Annotated in this window: 17 protein-coding genes and 2 tRNA genes; 11 read left to right on the forward strand and 8 right to left on the reverse strand. The window is 59.1% G+C overall.

Translation table 11 applies throughout. The features are described from left to right. The first annotated feature begins 481 nt into the window (after positions 1-481). The gene (locus QFX05_RS04710; protein ID WP_279741354.1) at positions 482-1,513 is read left to right on the forward strand and encodes a 6-phosphofructokinase; all 1,032 of its coding nucleotides are present in this window, start codon (positions 482-484) and stop codon (positions 1,511-1,513) included. Between the two features lie 124 nt (positions 1,514-1,637). Here the strand turns inward: QFX05_RS04710 and ygfZ are convergent, their stop codons facing one another. Beyond that, positions 1,638-2,873 carry a CAF17-like 4Fe-4S cluster assembly/insertion protein YgfZ gene (gene ygfZ / locus QFX05_RS04715; protein ID WP_279741356.1) on the reverse strand — a complete coding sequence of 412 codons (1,236 nt, stop codon included), beginning with the start codon at positions 2,871-2,873 and terminating at the stop codon, positions 1,638-1,640. A gap of 82 nt (positions 2,874-2,955) precedes the next feature. After that, positions 2,956-3,636, reverse strand: coding sequence for a nitrobindin family protein (locus QFX05_RS04720; protein ID WP_279741358.1), 681 nt, complete (start codon positions 3,634-3,636; stop codon positions 2,956-2,958). Between the two features lie 573 nt (positions 3,637-4,209). On the opposite strand from QFX05_RS04720, the gene QFX05_RS04725 reads away from it, so the two are divergent. From QFX05_RS04725 to asd, 7 genes are all read left to right on the forward strand, one after another. Further along, positions 4,210-4,887, forward strand: a complete 678-nt coding sequence (locus QFX05_RS04725) for a winged helix-turn-helix transcriptional regulator (protein WP_279741360.1) — start codon at positions 4,210-4,212, stop codon at positions 4,885-4,887. A 180-nt stretch (positions 4,888-5,067) separates the two neighbouring features. Continuing rightward, positions 5,068-6,132 carry a mycothiol synthase gene (gene mshD, locus QFX05_RS04730; protein ID WP_279741362.1) on the forward strand — a complete coding sequence of 355 codons (1,065 nt, stop codon included), beginning with the start codon at positions 5,068-5,070 and terminating at the stop codon, positions 6,130-6,132. Positions 6,133-6,197: 65 nt separating this feature from the next. Then, complete coding sequence (locus QFX05_RS04735) at positions 6,198-8,471, forward strand: RNA degradosome polyphosphate kinase (RefSeq protein ID WP_279741363.1); 2,274 nt, start codon at positions 6,198-6,200, stop codon at positions 8,469-8,471. 250 nt (positions 8,472-8,721) lie between these two features. Continuing rightward, entirely contained in the window at positions 8,722-9,729 is a 1,008-nt protein-coding gene (locus tag QFX05_RS04740; protein ID WP_279741364.1) for an NUDIX hydrolase, read from the forward strand. Between the two features lie 151 nt (positions 9,730-9,880). Beyond that, a complete protein-coding gene (locus QFX05_RS04745) occupies positions 9,881-10,762 on the forward strand; it encodes a thymidylate synthase (protein WP_049353805.1) in 882 nt (293 codons plus the stop codon). 22 nt (positions 10,763-10,784) lie between these two features. Next, positions 10,785-11,435 (forward strand): dihydrofolate reductase, encoded by a 651-nt coding sequence (locus tag QFX05_RS04750; RefSeq protein WP_279741385.1) that lies wholly within the window; start codon positions 10,785-10,787, stop codon positions 11,433-11,435. 89 nt (positions 11,436-11,524) lie between these two features. After that, positions 11,525-12,664, forward strand: coding sequence for an aspartate-semialdehyde dehydrogenase (asd, locus tag QFX05_RS04755; protein ID WP_279741366.1), 1,140 nt, complete (start codon positions 11,525-11,527; stop codon positions 12,662-12,664). Between the two features lie 126 nt (positions 12,665-12,790). Here the strand turns inward: asd and QFX05_RS04760 are convergent, their stop codons facing one another. Next, entirely contained in the window at positions 12,791-13,180 is a 390-nt protein-coding gene (locus tag QFX05_RS04760) for a PGPGW domain-containing protein (protein ID WP_279741368.1), read from the reverse strand. 213 nt (positions 13,181-13,393) lie between these two features. On the opposite strand from QFX05_RS04760, the gene QFX05_RS04765 reads away from it, so the two are divergent. Next, entirely contained in the window at positions 13,394-14,821 is a 1,428-nt protein-coding gene (locus tag QFX05_RS04765) for an MFS transporter (protein WP_279741370.1), read from the forward strand. Between the two features lie 134 nt (positions 14,822-14,955). After that, positions 14,956-15,915 (forward strand): histidine kinase, encoded by a 960-nt coding sequence (locus QFX05_RS04770; protein WP_279741373.1) that lies wholly within the window; start codon positions 14,956-14,958, stop codon positions 15,913-15,915. 102 nt (positions 15,916-16,017) lie between these two features. Here QFX05_RS04770 and QFX05_RS04775 read toward each other — a convergent pair whose 3' ends face one another. The 3 genes from QFX05_RS04775 to QFX05_RS04785 all read right to left on the reverse strand — a co-directional run bounded on the left by QFX05_RS04775 (position 16,018) and on the right by QFX05_RS04785 (position 18,286). Next, on the reverse strand, positions 16,018-17,124 hold the full coding sequence (locus tag QFX05_RS04775; protein ID WP_279741375.1) for a UDP-N-acetylmuramate dehydrogenase: 1,107 nt from the start codon (positions 17,122-17,124) through the stop codon (positions 16,018-16,020). Between the two features lie 248 nt (positions 17,125-17,372). Then, positions 17,373-17,834 (reverse strand): MaoC family dehydratase, encoded by a 462-nt coding sequence (locus QFX05_RS04780; RefSeq protein WP_279741377.1) that lies wholly within the window; start codon positions 17,832-17,834, stop codon positions 17,373-17,375. Beyond that, complete coding sequence (locus tag QFX05_RS04785; protein ID WP_005504824.1) at positions 17,834-18,286, reverse strand: MaoC family dehydratase N-terminal domain-containing protein; 453 nt, start codon at positions 18,284-18,286, stop codon at positions 17,834-17,836. Before QFX05_RS04785 ends, QFX05_RS04780 begins: the two co-directional genes overlap by 1 nt. Before the next feature lie 219 nt (positions 18,287-18,505). Between QFX05_RS04785 and QFX05_RS04790 the strand changes: the two genes are divergently transcribed. Then, positions 18,506-19,507, forward strand: coding sequence for an LLM class flavin-dependent oxidoreductase (locus tag QFX05_RS04790; protein WP_279741380.1), 1,002 nt, complete (start codon positions 18,506-18,508; stop codon positions 19,505-19,507). A gap of 157 nt (positions 19,508-19,664) precedes the next feature. On the opposite strand, the gene QFX05_RS04795 is transcribed toward QFX05_RS04790, so the two are convergent. Then, positions 19,665-19,736 (reverse strand) — tRNA-Thr (locus QFX05_RS04795). Position 19,737: 1 nt separating this feature from the next. After that, positions 19,738-19,811, reverse strand: a tRNA-Met gene (locus QFX05_RS04800). Between the last annotated feature and the right edge of the window lie 92 nt (positions 19,812-19,903).

Raw genomic sequence — 19,903 nt, forward strand, 5'->3', positions numbered from 1 at the left:
CTGACCACGCCCGCTGAACCGTACAACTCACCTCGGTAGGGACTGCAGTTCAGTGGGGACAGCGGTTCAGGTGTGGGATGAACCGGTACAAAACGATCAATCACAGGGCTATTGACCGTTTTTTGTCCTAAAAACCGAGAACCCCACAAAGATTTAAAAATATTTTTAAAACTGCGGAGGCCTCCTACATCTTTTCAGGTGTGTGGAGGCCTCCGCTGCTTTTTTGGTGCCATACGTGGGAAGAGGCGGCTATTTGTATATCAAACCCAAACATACAGGTATAAAATACCTGAACTTTTATACAGAAATCCTGGCGTTCCCACGCCTCTCCACCACTACCCACACAACCCAAACACCGCTAAAATAGAGACTAAGAGAACGACCTCCCGACCAGTACGCATTCCGGTACCAGATTCGCGGAGGTCATAGTTATATACGCGCGCACAACACCCCAAGGCGCAAACATCCACAAGGAGCCAATATGAAGATCGGTCTGCTTACTTCCGGCGGCGACTGCCCCGGCCTGAACGCTGTCATCCGCGGCGCTGTCCTCAACGGCGTCAAGAAGTACGGCTACGAGTTCGTCGGCTTCCGTGATGGCTGGCGCGGAGTCGTTGAAGGCGACTACATGGACCTGCCCCGCCAGAAGGTCCGCGGTCTGGCGTCCCAGGGCGGCACCATCATCGGCACCTCCCGTACCAACCCCTTCGACGGCCCCAACGGTGGCCCCGAAAATATCGAAATCATGATGGAACGCCACGGTATCGACGCCATCGTCGCCATCGGCGGTGAAGGCACCCTCGCAGGCGCAAAGCGTCTAGCAGACGCAGGCCTGCCCGTCATCGGTGTCCCCAAGACCATTGACAACGACCTGCGCGCAACCGACTACACCTTCGGCTTCGACACCGCAGTGTCCATCGCAACCGAGGCGATGGACCGCATCCGCACCACCGGTGAATCGCACCACCGCTGCATGGTCGCCGAGGTCATGGGCCGCCACGTCGGCTGGATTGCACTGCACTCCGGCATGGCTGCAGGCGCACACGCAATCCTGATCCCCGAAGTCAAGGTCTCCATGGAGCAGGTTGCAAGCTGGGTCAAGGAAGTACACGACCGCGGCCGCTCTCCCCTGGTTGTTGTTGCTGAAGGCTTCATCCCCGAAGGCTTTGACGAGGTCATGGCAAACAAGGGTACTGAGAAGGACGGTCGTCCCCGCCTCGGTGGTATCGGTGACTACATCACCCACGAAATCGAGAAGATGACCGGCATCGAAACCCGCAACACCATCCTGGGTCACATCCAGCGCGGTGGCGCCCCCACCGGCTATGACCGTGTGCTGGCAACCCGCCTGGGCATGGGCGCAGTAGACATGGTTACTCAGAAGCAGTGGGGCAAGATGGTCTCCGTTCAGGGTACCGAGGTCAAGTACGTACCCCTCGAAGAGGCACTGGACGGTCTGAAGTCCGTACCTCAGGAACGCTGGGACGAAGCATCCGTACTCTTCGGCCGCTAAACTCCTCAACCTCAGCATATTAGCTGGGCGCACATACTAAAACCGCGGAGGCGGGCACTCACAACGAATGTCCGCCTCCGCGGTTTTATGTAGGTCGTCAGATGCTATTGCCTAGCCAGATACTCTAGCGCTTCAAGAAATCTTGACCCGCCAAAGAACGACGCGCCACCTCACCGGACTCCGGCGAAACCACCGTCGTCTGAGCTACCGCATACTCAGTCGCCGGCGCCGGCGAACCATCGGGCAGGAAGTCGCCGCCATCAACCGCACGCAAAGGCGCCTGTGGATCAATACCGCGCTTGATCACAGCCAATGCAATCGGGCCCGCCTCATAATGCAACGCCACCGAGGTAATACGACCAACCGGGCGGGACTTACCCTCCACAAACAGCTCACTACCTACCGCCGGAAGGGTGTGCTCCGAACCGTCAATATCCAAGAACACCAGACGGCGCGGTGGACGACCCAGGTTATGCACGCGAGCCACCGTCTCCTGGCCCTTGTAGCAGCCCTTATCGAAATGCACCGCGGTACGGGTATAATCCAGCTCCTGCGGAATGGTCTTATCGTCAGCTTCAGTGCCGTAGCGCGGGCGCCACGCCTCAATACGCAGAGCCTCCGCAGCCCACAGACCGGCAAAGCGGGCATCCGAAGATTCAGCCAGGGCGGGCAGAACAGCGCGCGGCACAATGCTCAAGAAACGCACATAGTCCGCACCCGGGTGATGATCGCCCGCCTCATCGTAACGGTAGCTGCCCGGTGCCGGAGTGTGCCAAGGGTCTTCCCACACCAGCGGCTTACCCTCAGCAAGCGCCGGATGCACCGAACCGTCCTGCAGGATCGGGTTGCGGGCGCTCTCCAGCACCGCATACTCATCACTGAGGTTCTGCACCTCAACGCGCATCATGAACTTCATGCGGTTCAGGTAATCGGTCAGCAGCTGCGCCTGGTCGCCCTCCACAATTAGCCAGAGTGCCTCGCCGTCTTCAATTGCGGCGGGTGCATACTCCACGCGGCCCTGAGAGGAAAGCAGCAGGAACTCACGACTCTCCCCGGCGGTCATGCCGGTCAGAATCTGCGAGGCAATGGAGGTCAGCCAGGTCTGGCGATCCGGCCCCTCAACACGCACCACGCCCAGGCAGGAGCGATCCACCAACACTAGCGGCTCCTGATCCTGTGCGGAGCGGTCAAAGCTGAGGGCGCGCTGCTCCAGCATCAGATTGCCGTAGTGTACGGCAACGCCAGTATCCAGTCCGGAGGCAGCAAAAGCGCCATGCAGGCTCAACAAGGGGCTCACCGGGCGGGCAGTCTCAGGTTGGGATACCTCAGCCTGAGACGCTTCAAACAAAGATTCAGTCACGGATGGTGCACCTTTCACGCAAAGAGTCTACCCCGCCACGTAGCGGGGCAGACAGAAGTTAACTACTCAGCACCGGGCTCGCCTACTCAGCACCGGGCTCGCCGGTAGGCTCGCCACCGCCCAAAGGCCCGAACATCGATGTGCCCAAGGAAGCACCGGTCATCGAGGAGGTCTTACGTAGCTCGGCGGAGGCGTGCTTGTGCAGCTTGCCCTCGGTATCTGCGATTTCCCAGTCCCACATGAGGTTACCGTTGACCAGGCCCCATAGTCGCACGGAGCCTGCGTACTCATGGGAAATCTCATCGCGCAACAGGTTACCGGTCTGCATACGAATCACAGGGCCCTTGACCATGCCCACGTAGTTTTCGCTAATGCCGCCGGGGTGCGCAATGGTCGCCAGCAGGGAGAAGCCGTCGTCGGCGTTGCGGAGAGTCTCTACGCTTGCCGCGTCAGCGAAGGCGGGAACAATGTCCTTGGGGACGATACCGAAGCCGCCGTCAGCATCGGTGAGGGGGCGGTCAATCTGCCAGAAGCCAGTCTCAACGGTGATGGGGCGCAGCTTCTGGCCCTCATCGTCGAGCAGGAAAGACTCGGCGCGGTATTCGATAAAAGGCAGGCCTTCCTGCTCAAAAGTAATGATCTGGCCGAAGGGGGTGTTTTCCTGACCTTCGTACCACATGGTTCCGGTACCTTCCCAGGTACCCAGCAGCCAGGAAAGGGGAACAAGTTCGGGGGTTAGATTCGTCGGAATTTCAATAGCCATACCCACCATTTTAGTGCCTGGATCATGACAAGCGCCCATTATGTCCACCTGTTCGCCCAAGGCACCGGGCGGGTTACGGGGCTTTATGATCCGCGCTATTAAGCAAACCCGGCAAAAATAAAACCCCCAACCGGAAGGGACCGGTGGGGGTTTACGCCGTCATTGGCGAGGCGGTACGAACCATATGGGGACACCACCTAAGCCCTGTGTGGGCGATACTTCTGCTCTGTGCAGGAAGACTACTTCTGACCGCTGAAGAGGCCACGCAGTACTGCGAATGCACCGATACCGATGCACACGGAGATAATAGCCATCAGCGACATGAAGAGAGCTTCGAGAGCCATAAGATTGTTATCCATGCCTTAAACCTACCATAGACTCCCCCTGAAAAGGGGCGCGGAATCAGTGCTAAAGACATACTGGACAGAGCTCTCGGCAACAACCTGCTCAGACGAATAAGTAACCAGTCCGGCATACGATACCTACTCCTGCTCTTTGCCGCTTCCACAGCTGCAGCATAGGCGGGCGAGTACACTAGAAAGAGCCTAATATTTTACCGGGGAAGGAGAGGGTGTGTACCGTATTGCGCTTCTGAGTGATACCGCCGCACAGGATATGATCCCCTCGCTGAGTCTACTTAGCCACAAGGTACACGTTTTCTCCCTCGACACCGCCCATACAGCCCTTGAAACCGAAACATTCGACCTGTTCATGGTCGATGCCCGCACCGCCCTCGTCAAAGCACACCGCTGCGCCCAGCTACTGCGCATCGCAGGTGTACAACTGCCGCTCATCGCACTCCTAAATGAAGGTGGCATGGCTGCTGTTGCCGCCTCCTGGCAGGTGGACGATATTGTCTCTGACCAGGCCTCCCCTTCCGAAATGGATGCGCGTCTACGTCTTGCCGTTAAAAGGGAAGCAACCACCGAAGAAGAAAACCAGCAGGAACGAGTGGTACGCGCAGGCAACCTCGTGATTGACACCCAGGCGTACTCCGCGCATCTTTCTGGTACAGCACTGAACCTGACCTTCAAAGAGTTTGAACTGCTCAAATTCATGGCGCTACACCCCGGACGGGTCTTCTCCCGTGCCCAGCTACTCTCCGAAGTGTGGGGTTATGACTCCTACTACGGCGGCACCCGCACCGTGGATGTACATGTACGTCGTCTGCGTTCCAAGCTAGGAACCGAGTACGAGCAGATGATCTCGACCGTCCGTAATGTTGGGTATTCCTTCAATATCACCCGCTAAATTTCGCGGCACCAACCACTCATTTGGTGTACCCACTCTGCCAGTTGCCCCGGTGCTGCACCGAGTACCAGAATGCGTAAATGTTCCGGTTCTTGTCATATTCGCCCAGGACGGAGAACAAACTCTCCAAAGAGCAACTATCCCCGGTAGAGTTGAACCAGAAGGCTACGAAAGAAGGCGATGATGGTACACAACCAGACACCCGATTCCTCCACCCTGCCCGATGCAAGCACCCCGGTATACGCAGAACCGCAGCTCACCGAAGAGCTACTAGAACGCTTCGATTCCTTCGCGCAGAAGGTTGCCCGCCATGACGGCGTCTCGGCGTTCTCTGAGCAGACCCGCATTGAGCTGAGTAAGGCACTCCACGAAAGCACCCTGACCCCTCCGCGTTTCTTTATCGCAGAGGACGAGGGCACCCTCGCAGCCGTCTTTGTGGCGCTTACCCCCACCAATGACGAAGATACCGGCGTGATTGAGGCAGCTGTCGCCCCCGAATATCGCGGACGAGGCGCCGGCAGTGCATTCTTCGACCATGCTGTCCGCCAGCTGGGCAATGACGCGACGCGACACCGTCTCTGGGTGCACGGTACCGCCACCGACACCGGCATTGAAAGCCCCGCCCACACCTTTGCGACCCTGCACGGCTTCAAGCCGGTGCGTGTGCTATACAAGATGGTTCTGCCTCTGGACGCTCAAACTCGTGAAGACCTTGTGGAACGCTCCGACGCGCGAACCCTGCCCGAAAACCTACGCATGCGCACCTTCACCAGTGTGGACGAGTTTCCCTGGCTACGCGTGAACGCTGCAGCGTTTGCGCACCACCCCGAGCAGGGCAAGCTCACCCTTGCTGATTTGCGCGAGCGCACCGGCTCCTCCTGGTTTCGTCCCGAGGGTTTCTTCATCGCCTCCGAGGTGGATGATGACTCCGCCATTGCGGCATTCACCTGGACTAAGATTCCGACCGGTCAGGAGCAGGGCAAGCTGTCCCCCTCCGGCGAGATTTACGTGGTGGGCGTGAACCCGCAAGCTCAGGGATGCGGTTTGGGCCGCACCCTCACTCTGCGTGCGCTGGCGTACCTGGCGTGCGCTGAGGATGAGAATGGCGAGCCGCTGCGCGCGATTGACCTGTACGTGGACGCCGATAATGACACCGCCTATGCCCTCTACACTTCCTTGGGCTTTGGTGTGGCGACGGTTGATCGCATGTACGCTCCCGAGCAGCAGGATGAGCCTGCCGCATAGTTTCTGTACGCAGTCTTTGGCGTGCTTCTTTACGACTTATCCCCGATCAGAAAGGCAAGTACAGTATGGTACCCGCCCCCAATGGCCTGAATAAGGCGCCTAAGCCCAAGCCGTCTGAGCCTGCGCCCATGACCGGTGTCATTCACATTGGCCACGATATTTCAAAGATTGAGCGCGCCGAATCTCGCGGTGACCGCATTGAGAAGGGTGAGAAGCGCTCCTATTTCAGCTTAGAAGAGGAGTTTGGCCCGGAGCGTTTCTTCGACCGTGAGAGCAGCTGGCTAGATTTCAATACCCGCGTGTTGGAGTTGGCGGAGGACCCAAACCTGTTTCTGCTGGAGCGTCTGAACTTCCTGTCGATTGTGGCGTCTAACCTGGACGAGTTCTTCATGGTGCGCGTGGCCGGTTTGAAGCGCCGTATCGCCACTGGCTTGGCGGTGCCTTCGGCAGCCGGGCTGAGCCCCGAGGAGCAGATGGAAGAGATTGCTGAACGCGCTCACCAGCTGCAGGCTCGTCACGCTGATGTATTCCATAATCAGGTTCTACCTGCTCTGGAGGAGCAGAACATCCGTATCGTGGGTTGGAACGATCTGGATACGGACGCTAAGCAGCGTCTACGCCAGGAGTTTATGCAGGATATCTTCCCGATTCTGACCCCGCTGGCGGTTGACCCGGCACACCCCTTCCCGTACATTTCGGGTCTGTCGCTGAACCTTGCGGTGCTGGTGCGTAACCCCCAGACCGGCAAGGAGCTGTTCGCTCGCGTGAAGGTGCCCGATCAGCTGGACCGTATGGTCTCTGTGGATGGTTCGCGCGCCGCCAACACTGCGGGCCGCGAAAGCCGCTACATTGCGCTCGAAGACATCATTGCTGAGCACTTGGATACCCTCTTCCCTGGCATGGAGGTTGTGGAGCACCACGTCTTCCGCGTGACCCGTAATGAGGATCTTGAGGTAGAAGAGGACGACGCCGAGAACCTGCTGAAGGCTCTGGAGAAGGAGCTTCTGCGCCGTCGTTTCGGCCCGCCGGTCCGCCTGGAGGTTGAGGACACCATCAACCCGACCATCCTGGATCTGCTGATTTCTGAGCTGAACATCCACGAGTCCGAGGTGTACCGTCTGCCGGCTCCGTTGGATTTGCGGGGCATGAGTGCGATTGTTCGTGCGAACCGTCCGGCTCTGCACTATCCCAAGCACATTGCGCACACGTCCCGCTGGCTCAACGCCACCGAGACTGCGAAGGCTGCGGACGTTTTCGCTGCCGCCCGCGATCACGACGTGCTGCTGCACCACCCGTACGATTCCTTCGCAACCAGTGTGCAGGCGTTCTTGGCGCAGGCTGCCGCCGACCCGCGTGTTCAGGCGATTAAGCAGACCCTGTACCGCACCAGTGGCGATTCCCCCATCGTGGATGCGCTGATTGAGGCAGCCGAGGCTGGCAAGCAGGTTGTGGCGCTGGTGGAGATTAAAGCTCGCTTTGATGAGGAAGCGAACATCTCCTGGGCTCGTAAGCTGGAACGCGCTGGCGTGCACGTGGTGTACGGCATCGTGGGTTTGAAGACTCACTGCAAGCTGTCGCTGGTGGTGCGCCGCGAGGGTAACCACCTGCGTCGTTACGCGCATATTGGTACCGGTAACTACCACCCATCGACCGCTCGTTTCTACGAGGACTTGGGGCTCATTACATGCAATGAGCAGATCTGTGAGGATGTTTCCCGCCTGTTCAACCAGCTGTCCGGTTACGCGCCGAAGACCAACTACCAGTCGCTACTGGTGGCGCCGCGTACTCTGCGTAGCGGCCTGATTGAGTGCATCGATCAGGAGATTGAGAACCACAAGGCGGGTCGTCCAGCGAAGATTCAAATTAAGTGCAACTCCATGGTGGATGAGGCCGTCATCGATTCGCTGTACCGTGCTTCGCAGGCCGATGTGCCGGTGGATGTGGTGGTTCGCGGTATTTGCGCGCTGCGCCCGGGCGTTAAGGGTCTGAGCGAGAATATTCGCGTCCGTTCGGTGCTGGGCCGCTTCTTGGAGCACTCACGCGTATTTGCGTTTGAAAACGGTGGCGACCCGATTGTCTATATTGGCTCTGCCGATATGATGCACCGCAACCTGGACCGCCGTATTGAGGCTCTGGTACCGGTGAAGGATCCGCGCCACGTGAAGTACCTACGTGACATGTTCACCATCTACATGAGTGATTCTTCGCGTACTTGGCACCTGGATTCTGAGGGTAACTGGACCCGCCACGATACCGATGACCAGGGCAACCCGCTGCAGGATGTGCAATCCTACTACCTGAGCTCGCGTTCTCGTAAGAACGTGGTGGATAAGGTCTAAGGATTTGCCGCTGGACTGCCAGTAATTTCTGGTGGTGAGCCCCGTCTATTCTCACACTTGATAGCGTGGAGCAGGCGGGGTTTGCCGTGTGCCGTGCAAAATCTTGGGGTGGACTAGTGCACTTAGCGCAAAAGTAAACAACAGGTTACGTTGAGATTACAACTTGACGCTTCTCTCCCCTACAATTAGACGTGGAGCATGGTGCCCGCTGGCATTGTGCGCAGCCTAGCGAAGAGGATCAGAGAGAGATATGGCACCGCTGGATTCCCCCTCCATCTACTACTCCGCACGACGTTTTGATGCGGTCAACAGCATTGACCGCACCCCCGCGAACACTGCGGATATTGTTGCTTCTGGCGCTCTGATTTGGCGCATGCGCAATGGTGCGCTTGAGGTTCTAATTATTCACCGTCCCCGCTACGATGACTGGTCCTGGCCTAAGGGCAAGCAGGATCCGGGCGAGTCCCTGGCAGAGACCGCTATTCGCGAGATTCGCGAAGAGGTCGGCCTGCAGGTTATTCTGGGCGTGCCCCTGGCGGTGACCGCTTATCCGGTGGGTGGCCGTCCGAAGGATGTTTTCTATTGGGCTGCTGAACTGCCCGATGGTGCCCGTGCCCTGGCTGATGAGGGTGAAGTGGATGAGTTGCGCTGGGTAACCACCGACGTGGCTCGCGCTCTGCTGACCAACCAGGATGATCTGGCACCTCTGGAGTCTCTGGAAGCCCTGGCTGAGGCGGATGCGCTGCGTACCCACCCGATTCTGATTGCCCGCCATGCGAAGGCCAAGCCGCGTTCGAACTGGGCTGCTGCTGAGGATGACCGTCCGCTCGCGGCGACCGGCAAGCGTCAGGCGCTGGCTTCTAGCCGTCTCTTTGCGGCGTGGGCTCCGAGCCGTATTATTTCTTCTCCGTGGTTGCGCTGCGTGCAGACCGTGACCCCGTACTCGGTGGATTACGGTGTTTCGGTGAAGGAGAAGAAGTCCCTGTCAGAGGCTGGCGCTCAGCGTCACCCGGCGCGCGTTGCCCGTACCGTGGCGTCGCTATTCGATAAGGATTCTTCCTCGCTACTGTGCACTCACCGCCCGGTACTACCCCAGGTGATGGATGTGCTGCGTGAGTACCTGTTTGAGGGTTCCGCGGAGGTTCTTCCGACCGAGGACCCGTACCTGGAACCCGGCGATACCCTGGTACTGCAGGTGACTGAGGGCGATGCCCCGCGTATTGTCTCGGTGGAGCGAGTACGCGCGGCTCTGGACTAGCATCCATATACTTTTATCTTCTAACGGCGAGCGCGCTGGACTTTATGCTCAGCGCGTTTGCTCTACCTGCGCCCATTCGAGGGTTTTACAATAGAGGGGCGGCTGATTGTGCCGCTTCTGACGCTTACTAACAGGATTCAAGGTTTTTCTTATGACTCATGCAATCCCCACCCCTTACGAAGATCTTCTGCGCGAAATCCTCGAGGAGAACAAGGACGCTATCGCGGCGGACGCGCAGCGTTCCGACCGTACCGGCACCGGCACCTTCGGCGTGTTTGGTCGTCAGATGCGTTTTGATTTGCGTGAGTCGTTCCCGCTGATTACCACCAAACGTGTGCATTTTAAGTCAGTTGCCATTGAGTTGCTGTGGTTCTTGCGTGGTTCCTCGAATGTGCGCTGGTTGCAGGAGCGCGGCGTGACCATTTGGGATGAGTGGGCTGATGAGAACGGCGATTTGGGCCCGGTCTACGGTGTGCAGTGGCGTTCGTGGCCAACCCCCGATGGTGGCACGATTGACCAGATTGCGAAGGTTATCGATTCGTTGAAGAATAACCCGAGCTCGCGTCGTCATATTGTTTCAGCGTGGAACCCCGCTGAGGTGGACAACATGGCGCTTCCGCCCTGCCACGCGCTCTTCCAGTTCTATGTACACGAGCGCCAGGACGGTGTGAAGGAGCTGTCCTGCCAGCTGTACCAGCGCAGCGCGGACATGTTCCTGGGCGTGCCCTTCAACATCGCCTCGTACGCTCTGCTGACCTACCTGATTGCGCAGGAGGTGGGTATGGAGCCGGGCGAGTTCGTGTGGACCGGCGGTGACTGCCACATCTATTCAAACCACCTTGAGCAGGTGAAGAAGCAGCTGGGCTACGGCACCGACCCGGAAGGTAACCCCTACCCGCCGCGTGAGCCGTACCCTTACCCGAAGCTAGTTATTAAGACCAAGAAACCTTCTATTTTCGATTACGAGTATGAAGACTTTGAGCTGGTGGATTACAAGCACCACCCCGGTATTGCCGCCCCGATTGCGGTCTAACTACAGATTGTAAGGAGGCATGATGTACCGTCTGGGCGCTATTTGGGCTCAAACTGATGCCGGCATCATTGGTCGTAACGGGGATATGCCCTGGTACGGGCCGGAGGATTTGGCGCATTTCAAGAAGGTGACACTGGGTGCTCCGGTGATCATGGGTCGCCGCACCTGGGAGTCGTTCCCGCCGCGTTTCCGTCCCCTGCCGGGCCGTACAAATATTGTGATTAGCCGTTCGGTCACCGAGGCTAAAGAACACGATGGTGCGCTGTGGGTGCCTTCGCTGAATGCGGCGCTACACGCGGCTCGTGACGCCGCGGGCACGGCGGTCGAAGATACCTCAGCAGATACCGCCGCAGTTGATGCTTGGATTATTGGTGGCGGCTCCGTCTACGCGGAGGCGCTCTCCCGCGCCGATCTGCCCGCCTTCGGTCGGGTGGAGACGGTGGAGCGTACCCTCTTCTACTGCCAGGAAGGCAACGAGATTACCGGCGATACGCGAGCGCCCGAACTACAGCTTGCAGATTCTCATGGTAACTGCGAAGGCGGCTCCCCGAACGGGTGCTGGCAGGTCACCTCCGAGAGTGCCTGGGAGAACAGCGAGAAGGGCTACCTGCTCGATGAGGCGGGCACAAAGAACCCCATGTACTTCTCGTTCCAGCGGCTCGAGCGTCTGTAGCTCTCGCATACGTACCGGGCCGTTCCGAATATCAGATTTTTTGTACGGTGTTAGTCCCCACTCACCAGCCTGCGAGTACACTGGGAAGCATGAACTTTAATCCCGGTGACTCTGTAGGTTTTGTTGGCTGGCGCGGCATGGTGGGCTCCGTCCTCATGAAGCGCATGGTTGAGGAAGGCGACTTCGAGGGCATTACCCCCGTCTTCTTCACTACCTCTAATGTTGGTGGCGCAGCGCCCACCTTCGACGGTGTGATTGAGCCGTCCGAGCTGAAGGACGCATACGACATTGATGAGCTGCGTAAGCACTCGATTATTGTGACCGCTCAGGGCGGCGGCTACACCGAGGCTGTGCACCCGAAGCTGCGTGCGGCTGGCTGGGACGGCCTGTGGATTGACGCCGCTTCTACCCTGCGCATGAACGATGACTCCATCATCGTGCTGGACCCCATCAACCGCGAGGTCATCGACCGCGGCCTGGCATCCGGCGTGAAGGACTTCGTCGGCGGCAACTGCACCGTCTCCTGCCTGCTGATGGGTCTGGGCGGCCTCTTCAAGAACGACCTGGTCGAGTGGGCTACCTCCATGACCTACCAGGCTGCTTCCGGCGGCGGCGCCCGCCACATGCGCGAGGTGCTCGCGCAGTTCCGCGACCTGGGCAACGAGGTCTCTAAGGAGCTGAACGACCCCGCATCCGCAATCCTGGACATCGACCGCAAGATTCTTGCGAAACAGCGCTCCGGTGAGCTGGATTCTACCCAGTTCGGTGTGCCGCTCTCCGGCTCCCTGATTCCTTGGATTGACTCGGATTTGGGTAACGGCCAGTCTCGTGAAGAGTGGAAGGCTGAGGTCGAGACCAACAAGATTCTGGGCCGTTCCGACGATAACAAGATCACTATGGACGGCCTGTGTGTCCGGATCGCTGCGATGCGCTCGCACTCTCAGGCGCTGACCATCAAACTCAAGAAGGACCTGCCGCTGGAGGAGATTGAGCGTATTATCGCTGAGGATAACCCCTGGGTCCGCTTCGTGCCGAATGAGCGTGAGGCTTCTATGGAGCAGTTGACCCCCGTGGCAGCTTCGGGTGCTCTGGAGATTCCGGTTGGTCGCGTGCGTAAGCTCGCTATGGGCCCCGAGTACATTAGCGCATTTACCGTGGGTGACCAGCTGCTCTGGGGTGCTGCTGAGCCGATTCGCCGTATGCTGCAGATTGCTATTGGCAAGCTCTAAAGCTCGCTGACAAGCTATAGAAAAGCCCTCGCTCTCATTCTCTTATCGGATGGGTGCGAGGGCTTTGTGTGTCTGCGTATAGCTTGCGCGGACCGGGTTAGTGCGGGCCTGGTTAGCGTGAGTAGGTTAGCGCTGGTTTGTGGCGGCCGCCTTACGTTCTGCCTGACGTACGGCTTTGCGTTCCTTACGCTGCTGTCGCCAGGCGCGGTAGCGGTACCAGGCGGTGAGCACCACGTGCTTCATGAAAATATTGGCGCGGTGTGCCCAGGTGAATTCAGTACCCCAAATGCCCAGGCCGATAAAGATGAACAGCCAGCCGGGGCCGGGGGTGACGAGCATAATCAGCCCGGCGATAAAGCAGAAGGTGCCTATGCCGATGACGAGTGGCTTGTAGAGATGACGCATGACCGGATGCGCGTGCATGCGCTCCTTGCGGGCTTCAAGCCAGCGGTGAAAGCGACTGGTTTCGCTTTCCTTGACTTCATCTTCAATGGTTTTCAGGGGTGGTCCTTCCAAACATGCCGTAGGTGGCTTTCACCAGGCGGCGGTGGTTAGAGAATAGCATTCACTGCTGTATAGCGGCTGTGAAAGATTTCGTCATGTATGAGATTTTTCGTCATCTTCAAAGTTTTTCATTTAGCGGCGTTCAAGTCGAAAATACCTTTATATACTGTAAGGGAACAATTCACCCGGCACTACGCCTAAACACTATGGAAGCGACCCAATACCGTGTCCTCCTCACGTCCCGTATCAACGGACTCACCCCGCACCAACGCTGTTGCACCCGCTGGTACCTCTGCGCCCGCCACTGAACGCAACGCCGCACCGACCCTCAACGAACGCCTCGAAAACCTGCCCTTCACCCGCGCCCACGGCAAGCTCCTGGGCATCTCGGGTCTCGGCTGGGCACTGGACGCCATGGACGTCGGCCTCATCTCCTTCGTCATGGCGGCACTCATCAAGGAATGGCAGCTCAGCCCCACCGAAGCCTCCTGGCTCGGATCCATCGGATTCGTCGGCATGGCGCTCGGTGCGACCTTCGGCGGTCTACTCGCCGATAAGCTCGGCCGCCGCTACATCTTCGCCCTCACCCTGCTGGTATACGGTCTGGCGACCGGCGCCTCCGCCCTAGCAACCTCCCTGGGCGTGCTGCTCGTCTTCCGTTTCTTGGTCGGTCTAGGTCTGGGAGCGGAACTTCCCGTGGCATCCACCCTGATTTCTGAGTTCTCGCCGCGCGCTATTCGTGGCCGCGTCGTGGTTGCTCTGGAGGCTTTCTGGGCTCTCGGTTGGATTCTCGCCGCTCTCATCGGCACCTTCATCGTTCCGCAAGCGAACGGCTGGCGCTGGGCGCTTGCCATCGGTCTGATTCCAGCCATCTACTCGCTGGTAGTCCGCATGGGCACCCCCGAATCAGTGCGCTTCCTGGAGTCAGTCGGTAAGCACGACCAGGCACGCCAAATCGTTGAACGTTTCGAGGCGTCCCCCGCGCTCTTCTCCCGAACCGGCAAGAATCAGACCGAAGATGCTTCCGTACACGGCGCGGTAGAAAGCGCCGACAATGCAGAATCTGCGAAGATTCACTCCATCTGGGCTACCGGTCAGCGCCGCAAGACCATCGCCCTGTGCGTCATCTGGTTCTGTATCAACCTCTCCTACTACGGTGCCTTCATCTGGATTCCGGCGCTGCTGAACGCCCAGGGATTCAGCCTCGTGAAGTCCTTCGCGTTCACGCTCATCATGACCCTCGCCCAGCTACCCGGCTACGCGGTCGCCGCCTACCTCATCGAAAAGTGGGGTCGACGCGCAACTCTGGCGACCTTCCTGCTTGGCTCCGCACTGGCGGCGGCTGGTTACGGCATGGCGCACACCGAGGTATTCATTATCCTCGCCGGATGCATGCTCTCCTTCTTCAACCTGGGTGCATGGGGTGCTCTCTACGCCCTGAGCCCGGAAATCTTCCCGACCCACCTGCGCGGAACCGGCACCGGTGCCGCCGCCGGTATTGGCCGTATCGCTTCCATCACGGCACCGCTCATTGTGCCGCCGCTGGTCGCGTTCGGTGGAACTCCGCTACTTTTCACGCTCTTCTCCACCGCGTTCCTGGTAGCGGCGACCACCGTGTTCTTCCTCCCTGAACGCCGCGGCAAATCCCTCTAACGAGCTGCCCCCCCTACACGATGAGCTGTCCCTCCTGAACGCTCTTTCCGAGCAATCAGAAGGGGACAGCTCATTTGTTATTTAAGCCCCTCTAACCGTGCACCACAACCTCAAACTATGAGAGGATACGTTCTATGCTCGATTCCTTCCTCTCAAACCCCTACCGCACAGAGTTCAGCCCCTGGCCTGTGAGCGAACACTACGCTGCAGAACGTGCCGCAGGCGTGCCTGAAGCCATACTGCTACCCGGCGAACTCACTGTGTACCGCAACGATGGGGCAACCATGAGCTACTACTTGGATTGGCCCGAGGAATTCAACGAATACACCCGAGCAATTCCTCTACGACCCCGCACCAAGAATGGCTACCCGCAGGACTTCATACTCAGCGTTGCCGTCCGCGATGGCCAAGCAATTTTTACTGTAACCACCCTCAGCTTCTGGGAGCAGCGCGACGGCCGACCCTATGAGCGCGAACCCATCGCCCGCGGTTACGTGGACGTCGCCTCCTATGAATCCTGCGGGGAATACGCAGGCAATTCCGCTGTGCCTGCACTCATCGGCTGGGATATCGCCGACCTCTACCCGGCACGCATGACGCTCATCCACGCCCTCTGCGAAGGAATCGCCAGCAGCATCATGATGGGCACCCGAATCCTCGCAGACGGAGAAGTACACATCAACCACAAGGACGGGGAATTCCTCGCTCTGCACGTCAACGCTGTGAGCACCGTAGGCGGCATAGTCCGCGCCCTCGTCATTGAGCAGGACCGTGTACCCAGCGGCGTATATACCGGCACCTCCGAGCGTACCGACCTGCAGACGCGCGCCTACTACGCCAACGTACTCTCTCCCGTTCCCGGCGAGTTCGGCAACCTTGTCTGGTCCCACAGCGAGGACGCGGAATACTACCCGTACCGCCCCACGCGCCATAAGCCGATTTTCCACGCCCCCAGCCCACCACAGAAGCTTCCCCTCGCGGTTCAGGTGCTGATGGAGCACCTTCCTGCCGCACCCCTGGCGGCAACGCGCACAGCGCCCAAGCGCAGGCCCTACCTGCCGGGGCAGGTGCGTATCTCTTCCCCTCGCCATTAGCTCAGCGGTCAATACTACGCTTCGGGCGGTCTCCAATAAAGAGACCGCCCGAAGCGTTTATTCTATGTGTCCTCGCGCCATGAGAGGCGAGAAGTTAAGCGTTTAGATTTCGCCATTGACCACGACAGGCTCAGGAACCAGGGTCACACCAAAACGTTCACGCACGCCGTCGCGCACAGCACGGGCAATAGCGAAGATATCCTCAGCGGATGCGCCGCCGCGGTTCGTAATCGCAAGGGTGTGCTTGGTCGACAGGCTTGCGCGACCCTGAGCAATCTCACGAGACTCACCCTCCAGGCCGAAACCCTTATCGAAGCCTGCGTGCTGAATCAGCCAAGCGGCCGAGAGCTTCACGTGATCGGGGTCCTCAACACCCGCGGTGAACGGGGAAGTCTTCACGACCACCGGGAAGTTCGGGGCACCCTCAGGCAGGGACTCCAGGGTAGAGCGCGGAACGATCGGGTTGGTGAAGAAGGAACCGGTGGAGAAGGTGTCACGGTCCTCGGGGTTGAGCACCATGCCCTTGGAGCCGCGCAGCTCCAGCACCTTCTGGCGCACCAGAGCGGATTCGGCACGCTGACCAGGCTCAACGCCCAGGCTCCTCGCCAGCTCAGCGTAACGAATCGGGGAGGACAGGCTACCGAGGGTGAACTGGAAATCAACGGTCAGCACCACGTAGCGGGGCGAGCCATTGACGGTTGCGCGCTTGAGTACCGAGTCGCGGTAGCCGAAGCGCAAATCTGCGCTCGCGAAGGTCTTCTGAGTATTCTTTTCGCGGTCCCAGGTACGTACGGAGGCAATGAACTCGCCCACCTCAACGCCGTATGCACCGACGTTCTGCACGGGGGTTGCACCCACGGTGCCGGGGATGCCGGAGAGAGCCGCAGGGCCAACCCATTCATTATCGATGCTGAGCTTCACGAAGTCGTCCCAGATGGTGCCCGCCTGCACGCGCACGTTCGCGCCGCCGCATGCGGGGATGGGCAGCACCTCTACGCCTTCTGAGGCGATGTGCACGACGGTTCCGTTGAAGCCTTCGTCGGAAACCAGCAGGTTGGAGCCGCCACCCACGATGAGGACGGGTTCGCCTGCGGCATCTGCAGCGGAGACTGCTTCGATAATTTCTGCTTCGGAGGTGGCGCGGACGTAGGTCTTGGCGGGGCCACCTACCTGGGCGGTGGTCAGTTCGCTCAACAGCTTTTCAGTCATAACTTAAGAATACCGGCCGTTGTGCGGGGTCAGCACCCACCACACGTTAAAGTCACGAAAACCTTATGATGATTTTATCTTCATTTTCCGGCGCGCCTCCCACAAAAAAGAAGTGCTACCACCCGCCGGCGAGTGCGCAGCCGAACGCACAAAAGCCCCGGCACTACCGCATCGGGGTAGCGCAGGGGCTTTCACACTGTTGCTTTTACAGGGTTGCTTTCACACGGCTATCTGCAAGCGCAGAAACTCTATGCCGAGAGACGAACCACAGCCTGGCTCTTCATCAGAACCTTCTGCTCCTTGCCTTCCTCATCACGAGCGGTGACTGTCAGGTCAATGCGGGCGGTACACTCTTCCTCATTCAGGGCACCCACCTTACCGCTGATGGTCAGGGCGTTCGTGGGGGTGTCGGGGTTTTCACCGCCAGGTGCATCCGCCACGGGAACGGGCTTGGTGAATCGAGTCTGGTAGTCCACAATCGCGCCGGGATCACCCACCCAGTCACTCACGAGCTGCACTGCGGTACCCATGGTCAGCATGCCGTGAGCAATCACGCCGGACAGTCCCACAGACTGAGCGAAACGCTCGTTCCAGTGAATCGGGTTGAAGTCACCGGATGCGCCAGCATAACGCACCAGCGAAGCGCGGGAGATCTCCACGGTACGCGAACCGATGTCCTGGCTCTTTTCAAGATCTTCAAAACGCACCATTAGTTTTCCTCCTCAGCACGAACCAGCAGGGAAGAGATGCAGGTGGTGACCGGCTCGCCCTGCGCGTCAACGATTTCTTCGCGGGTGGTCAGCATTGCGCCAGCACCCATGACGCGTACGGAGTCCACGTGAACTTCGGTGCGCAGCTCATCACCGGCAACGATGGGGCGGTGGTGGGTGAAGCGCTGGTCGGCGTGCACCACGCGAGAGAAATCAATACCGGCGGAATCATCGTTGATGAGTGCCGCGTCAGCTGCCTGCGCCAGGATAATGGCGAAGGTCGGCGGGGCAATCACATCTGCGTACCCTGCCGCGCGGGCTGCCTCAACGTCGTGGTGGAGGGGGTTTTCTGCGTGAACTGCTCGGGCAAATTCGCGGATCTTTTCACGGCCGACAACGTAGGTGTTCTCGGACGGGTAGACCCTGCCTACAATCTCAGGGTTAATGCTCATGGTTTCAGTCTACCGTTCTTATGCACAGTGTTCAGCTCAAATGCACAGAGTGGACAGACCACTGTGCAGATAACCGGTATGCAGGCAGCCAGAATGTAGGCGTGCAGTATTTCGTCGCATTTTTACCTACTAGCGAAGGCGCCCGGCACACCCCTACCCCTACAGCCTGAGCAAGCGTATGCTGAACGGGTACCCGCAATCAATCAAGAAGGAAAAATTATGTCTTCCAACATAAAAATTTCGGTGCTTGACCTGATGCCGCACCGCCCCGATCAGCGTCAGCACCAGACCATGCTCAATACCATCGATGCCGCCCGCGCGGCTGAATCCTACGGCTACGAGCGTTTCTGGGTCGCCGAGCACCACAATGCCGGCTCCCTGCTGTCCTCTGCAACCGTCGTGGTCATGGCGGAGATTGCCGCCGCAACCGAGCGTATTCGCGTGGGTTCGGGCGGCATTATGCTTCCCAACCATGCACCCTACGTGGTGGCTGAACAGTTCGGTACCCTCAACGCGTTCCACCCCGGTCGTATTGATCTGGGTGTGGGCCGTGCGCCCGGCACTGACCCGATGACCGCCGCCGCTCTGCGCCGCGACGATTCTGCCGCCATGAGCTTCCCCTCCGAAGTACAGCAGCTGCAGCGTTTCCTGGGTGAGCCCTCCCCCATGCACCGTGTGCACGCCATTCCTGGTCAGGGCTCGAATGTGCCCCTGTACATTCTGGGTTCTTCCCTGTTCGGTGCGCAGCTTGCCGCGCAGCTGGGTCTACCCTACGCGTTCGCTTCGCATTTTGCACCCGCGATGCTACAGGAGGCGGTGGACACCTACCGTGCGAACTTCAAGCCCTCGGAGCACCTGGAACAGCCCTACGTCATGGTGGGTGCAACCGCGATGCTCGCCGATACCGATGAGCAAGCACGCTACCTGTACACGACCCAGCAGCAGCATTTCCTGGGTGTGGTGCGAGGCAATCTGTCTTTTGCACCTCCCGTGAAAGATATGGACGCCATCTGGACCGACTCTGAGAAGATGCACATTGAACGTATGACCGCCGAGGCAATCGTAGGTTCCCCCACCACCGCGCAGGCTCGTATTGAGGACCTGGTGGCGCGCACAGGCGCTGACGAGCTTATCGTCATGACCGAGGCGTGGGAGCACGAGGACCGTCTGCGCTCCTACGAGCTACTGTCCCAGCTGCCGGTTGTGCGCCGCACCTCCTAACGCTTAGATTAGAGCATAAAGATGAAGCCCCCGATTTTTTCTCGGGGGCTTTGCTTTACCCGGCATCGAGCCGTTCGCTAAGCGCTTGCAGACTGGGCTTTGGGTAAATAAAATAGGTAAACAAAAAAGCCTGCCTCCGAAGAGACAGGCTTATCTGAGCCCCGACCGGGAATCGATCCCGGGACCTCCATCTTACCAAGATGGCGCTCTACCACTGAGCTATCGGGGCGTAGCGGTGGACGGGCTCGATCCGTCGACCTCACGATTATGAGTCGTGCGCTCTAACCAGCTGAGCTACACCGCCACATCATTAATACGTGCTCTCGCATGAATTAATGAGAGAGCCCCGACCGGGAATCGATCCCGGGACCTCCATCTTACCAAGATGGCGCTCTA

This window comes from Rothia similimucilaginosa (assembly GCF_029850875.1).
In the GTDB taxonomy this organism is placed as follows: Bacteria; Actinomycetota; Actinomycetes; order Actinomycetales; family Micrococcaceae; genus Rothia.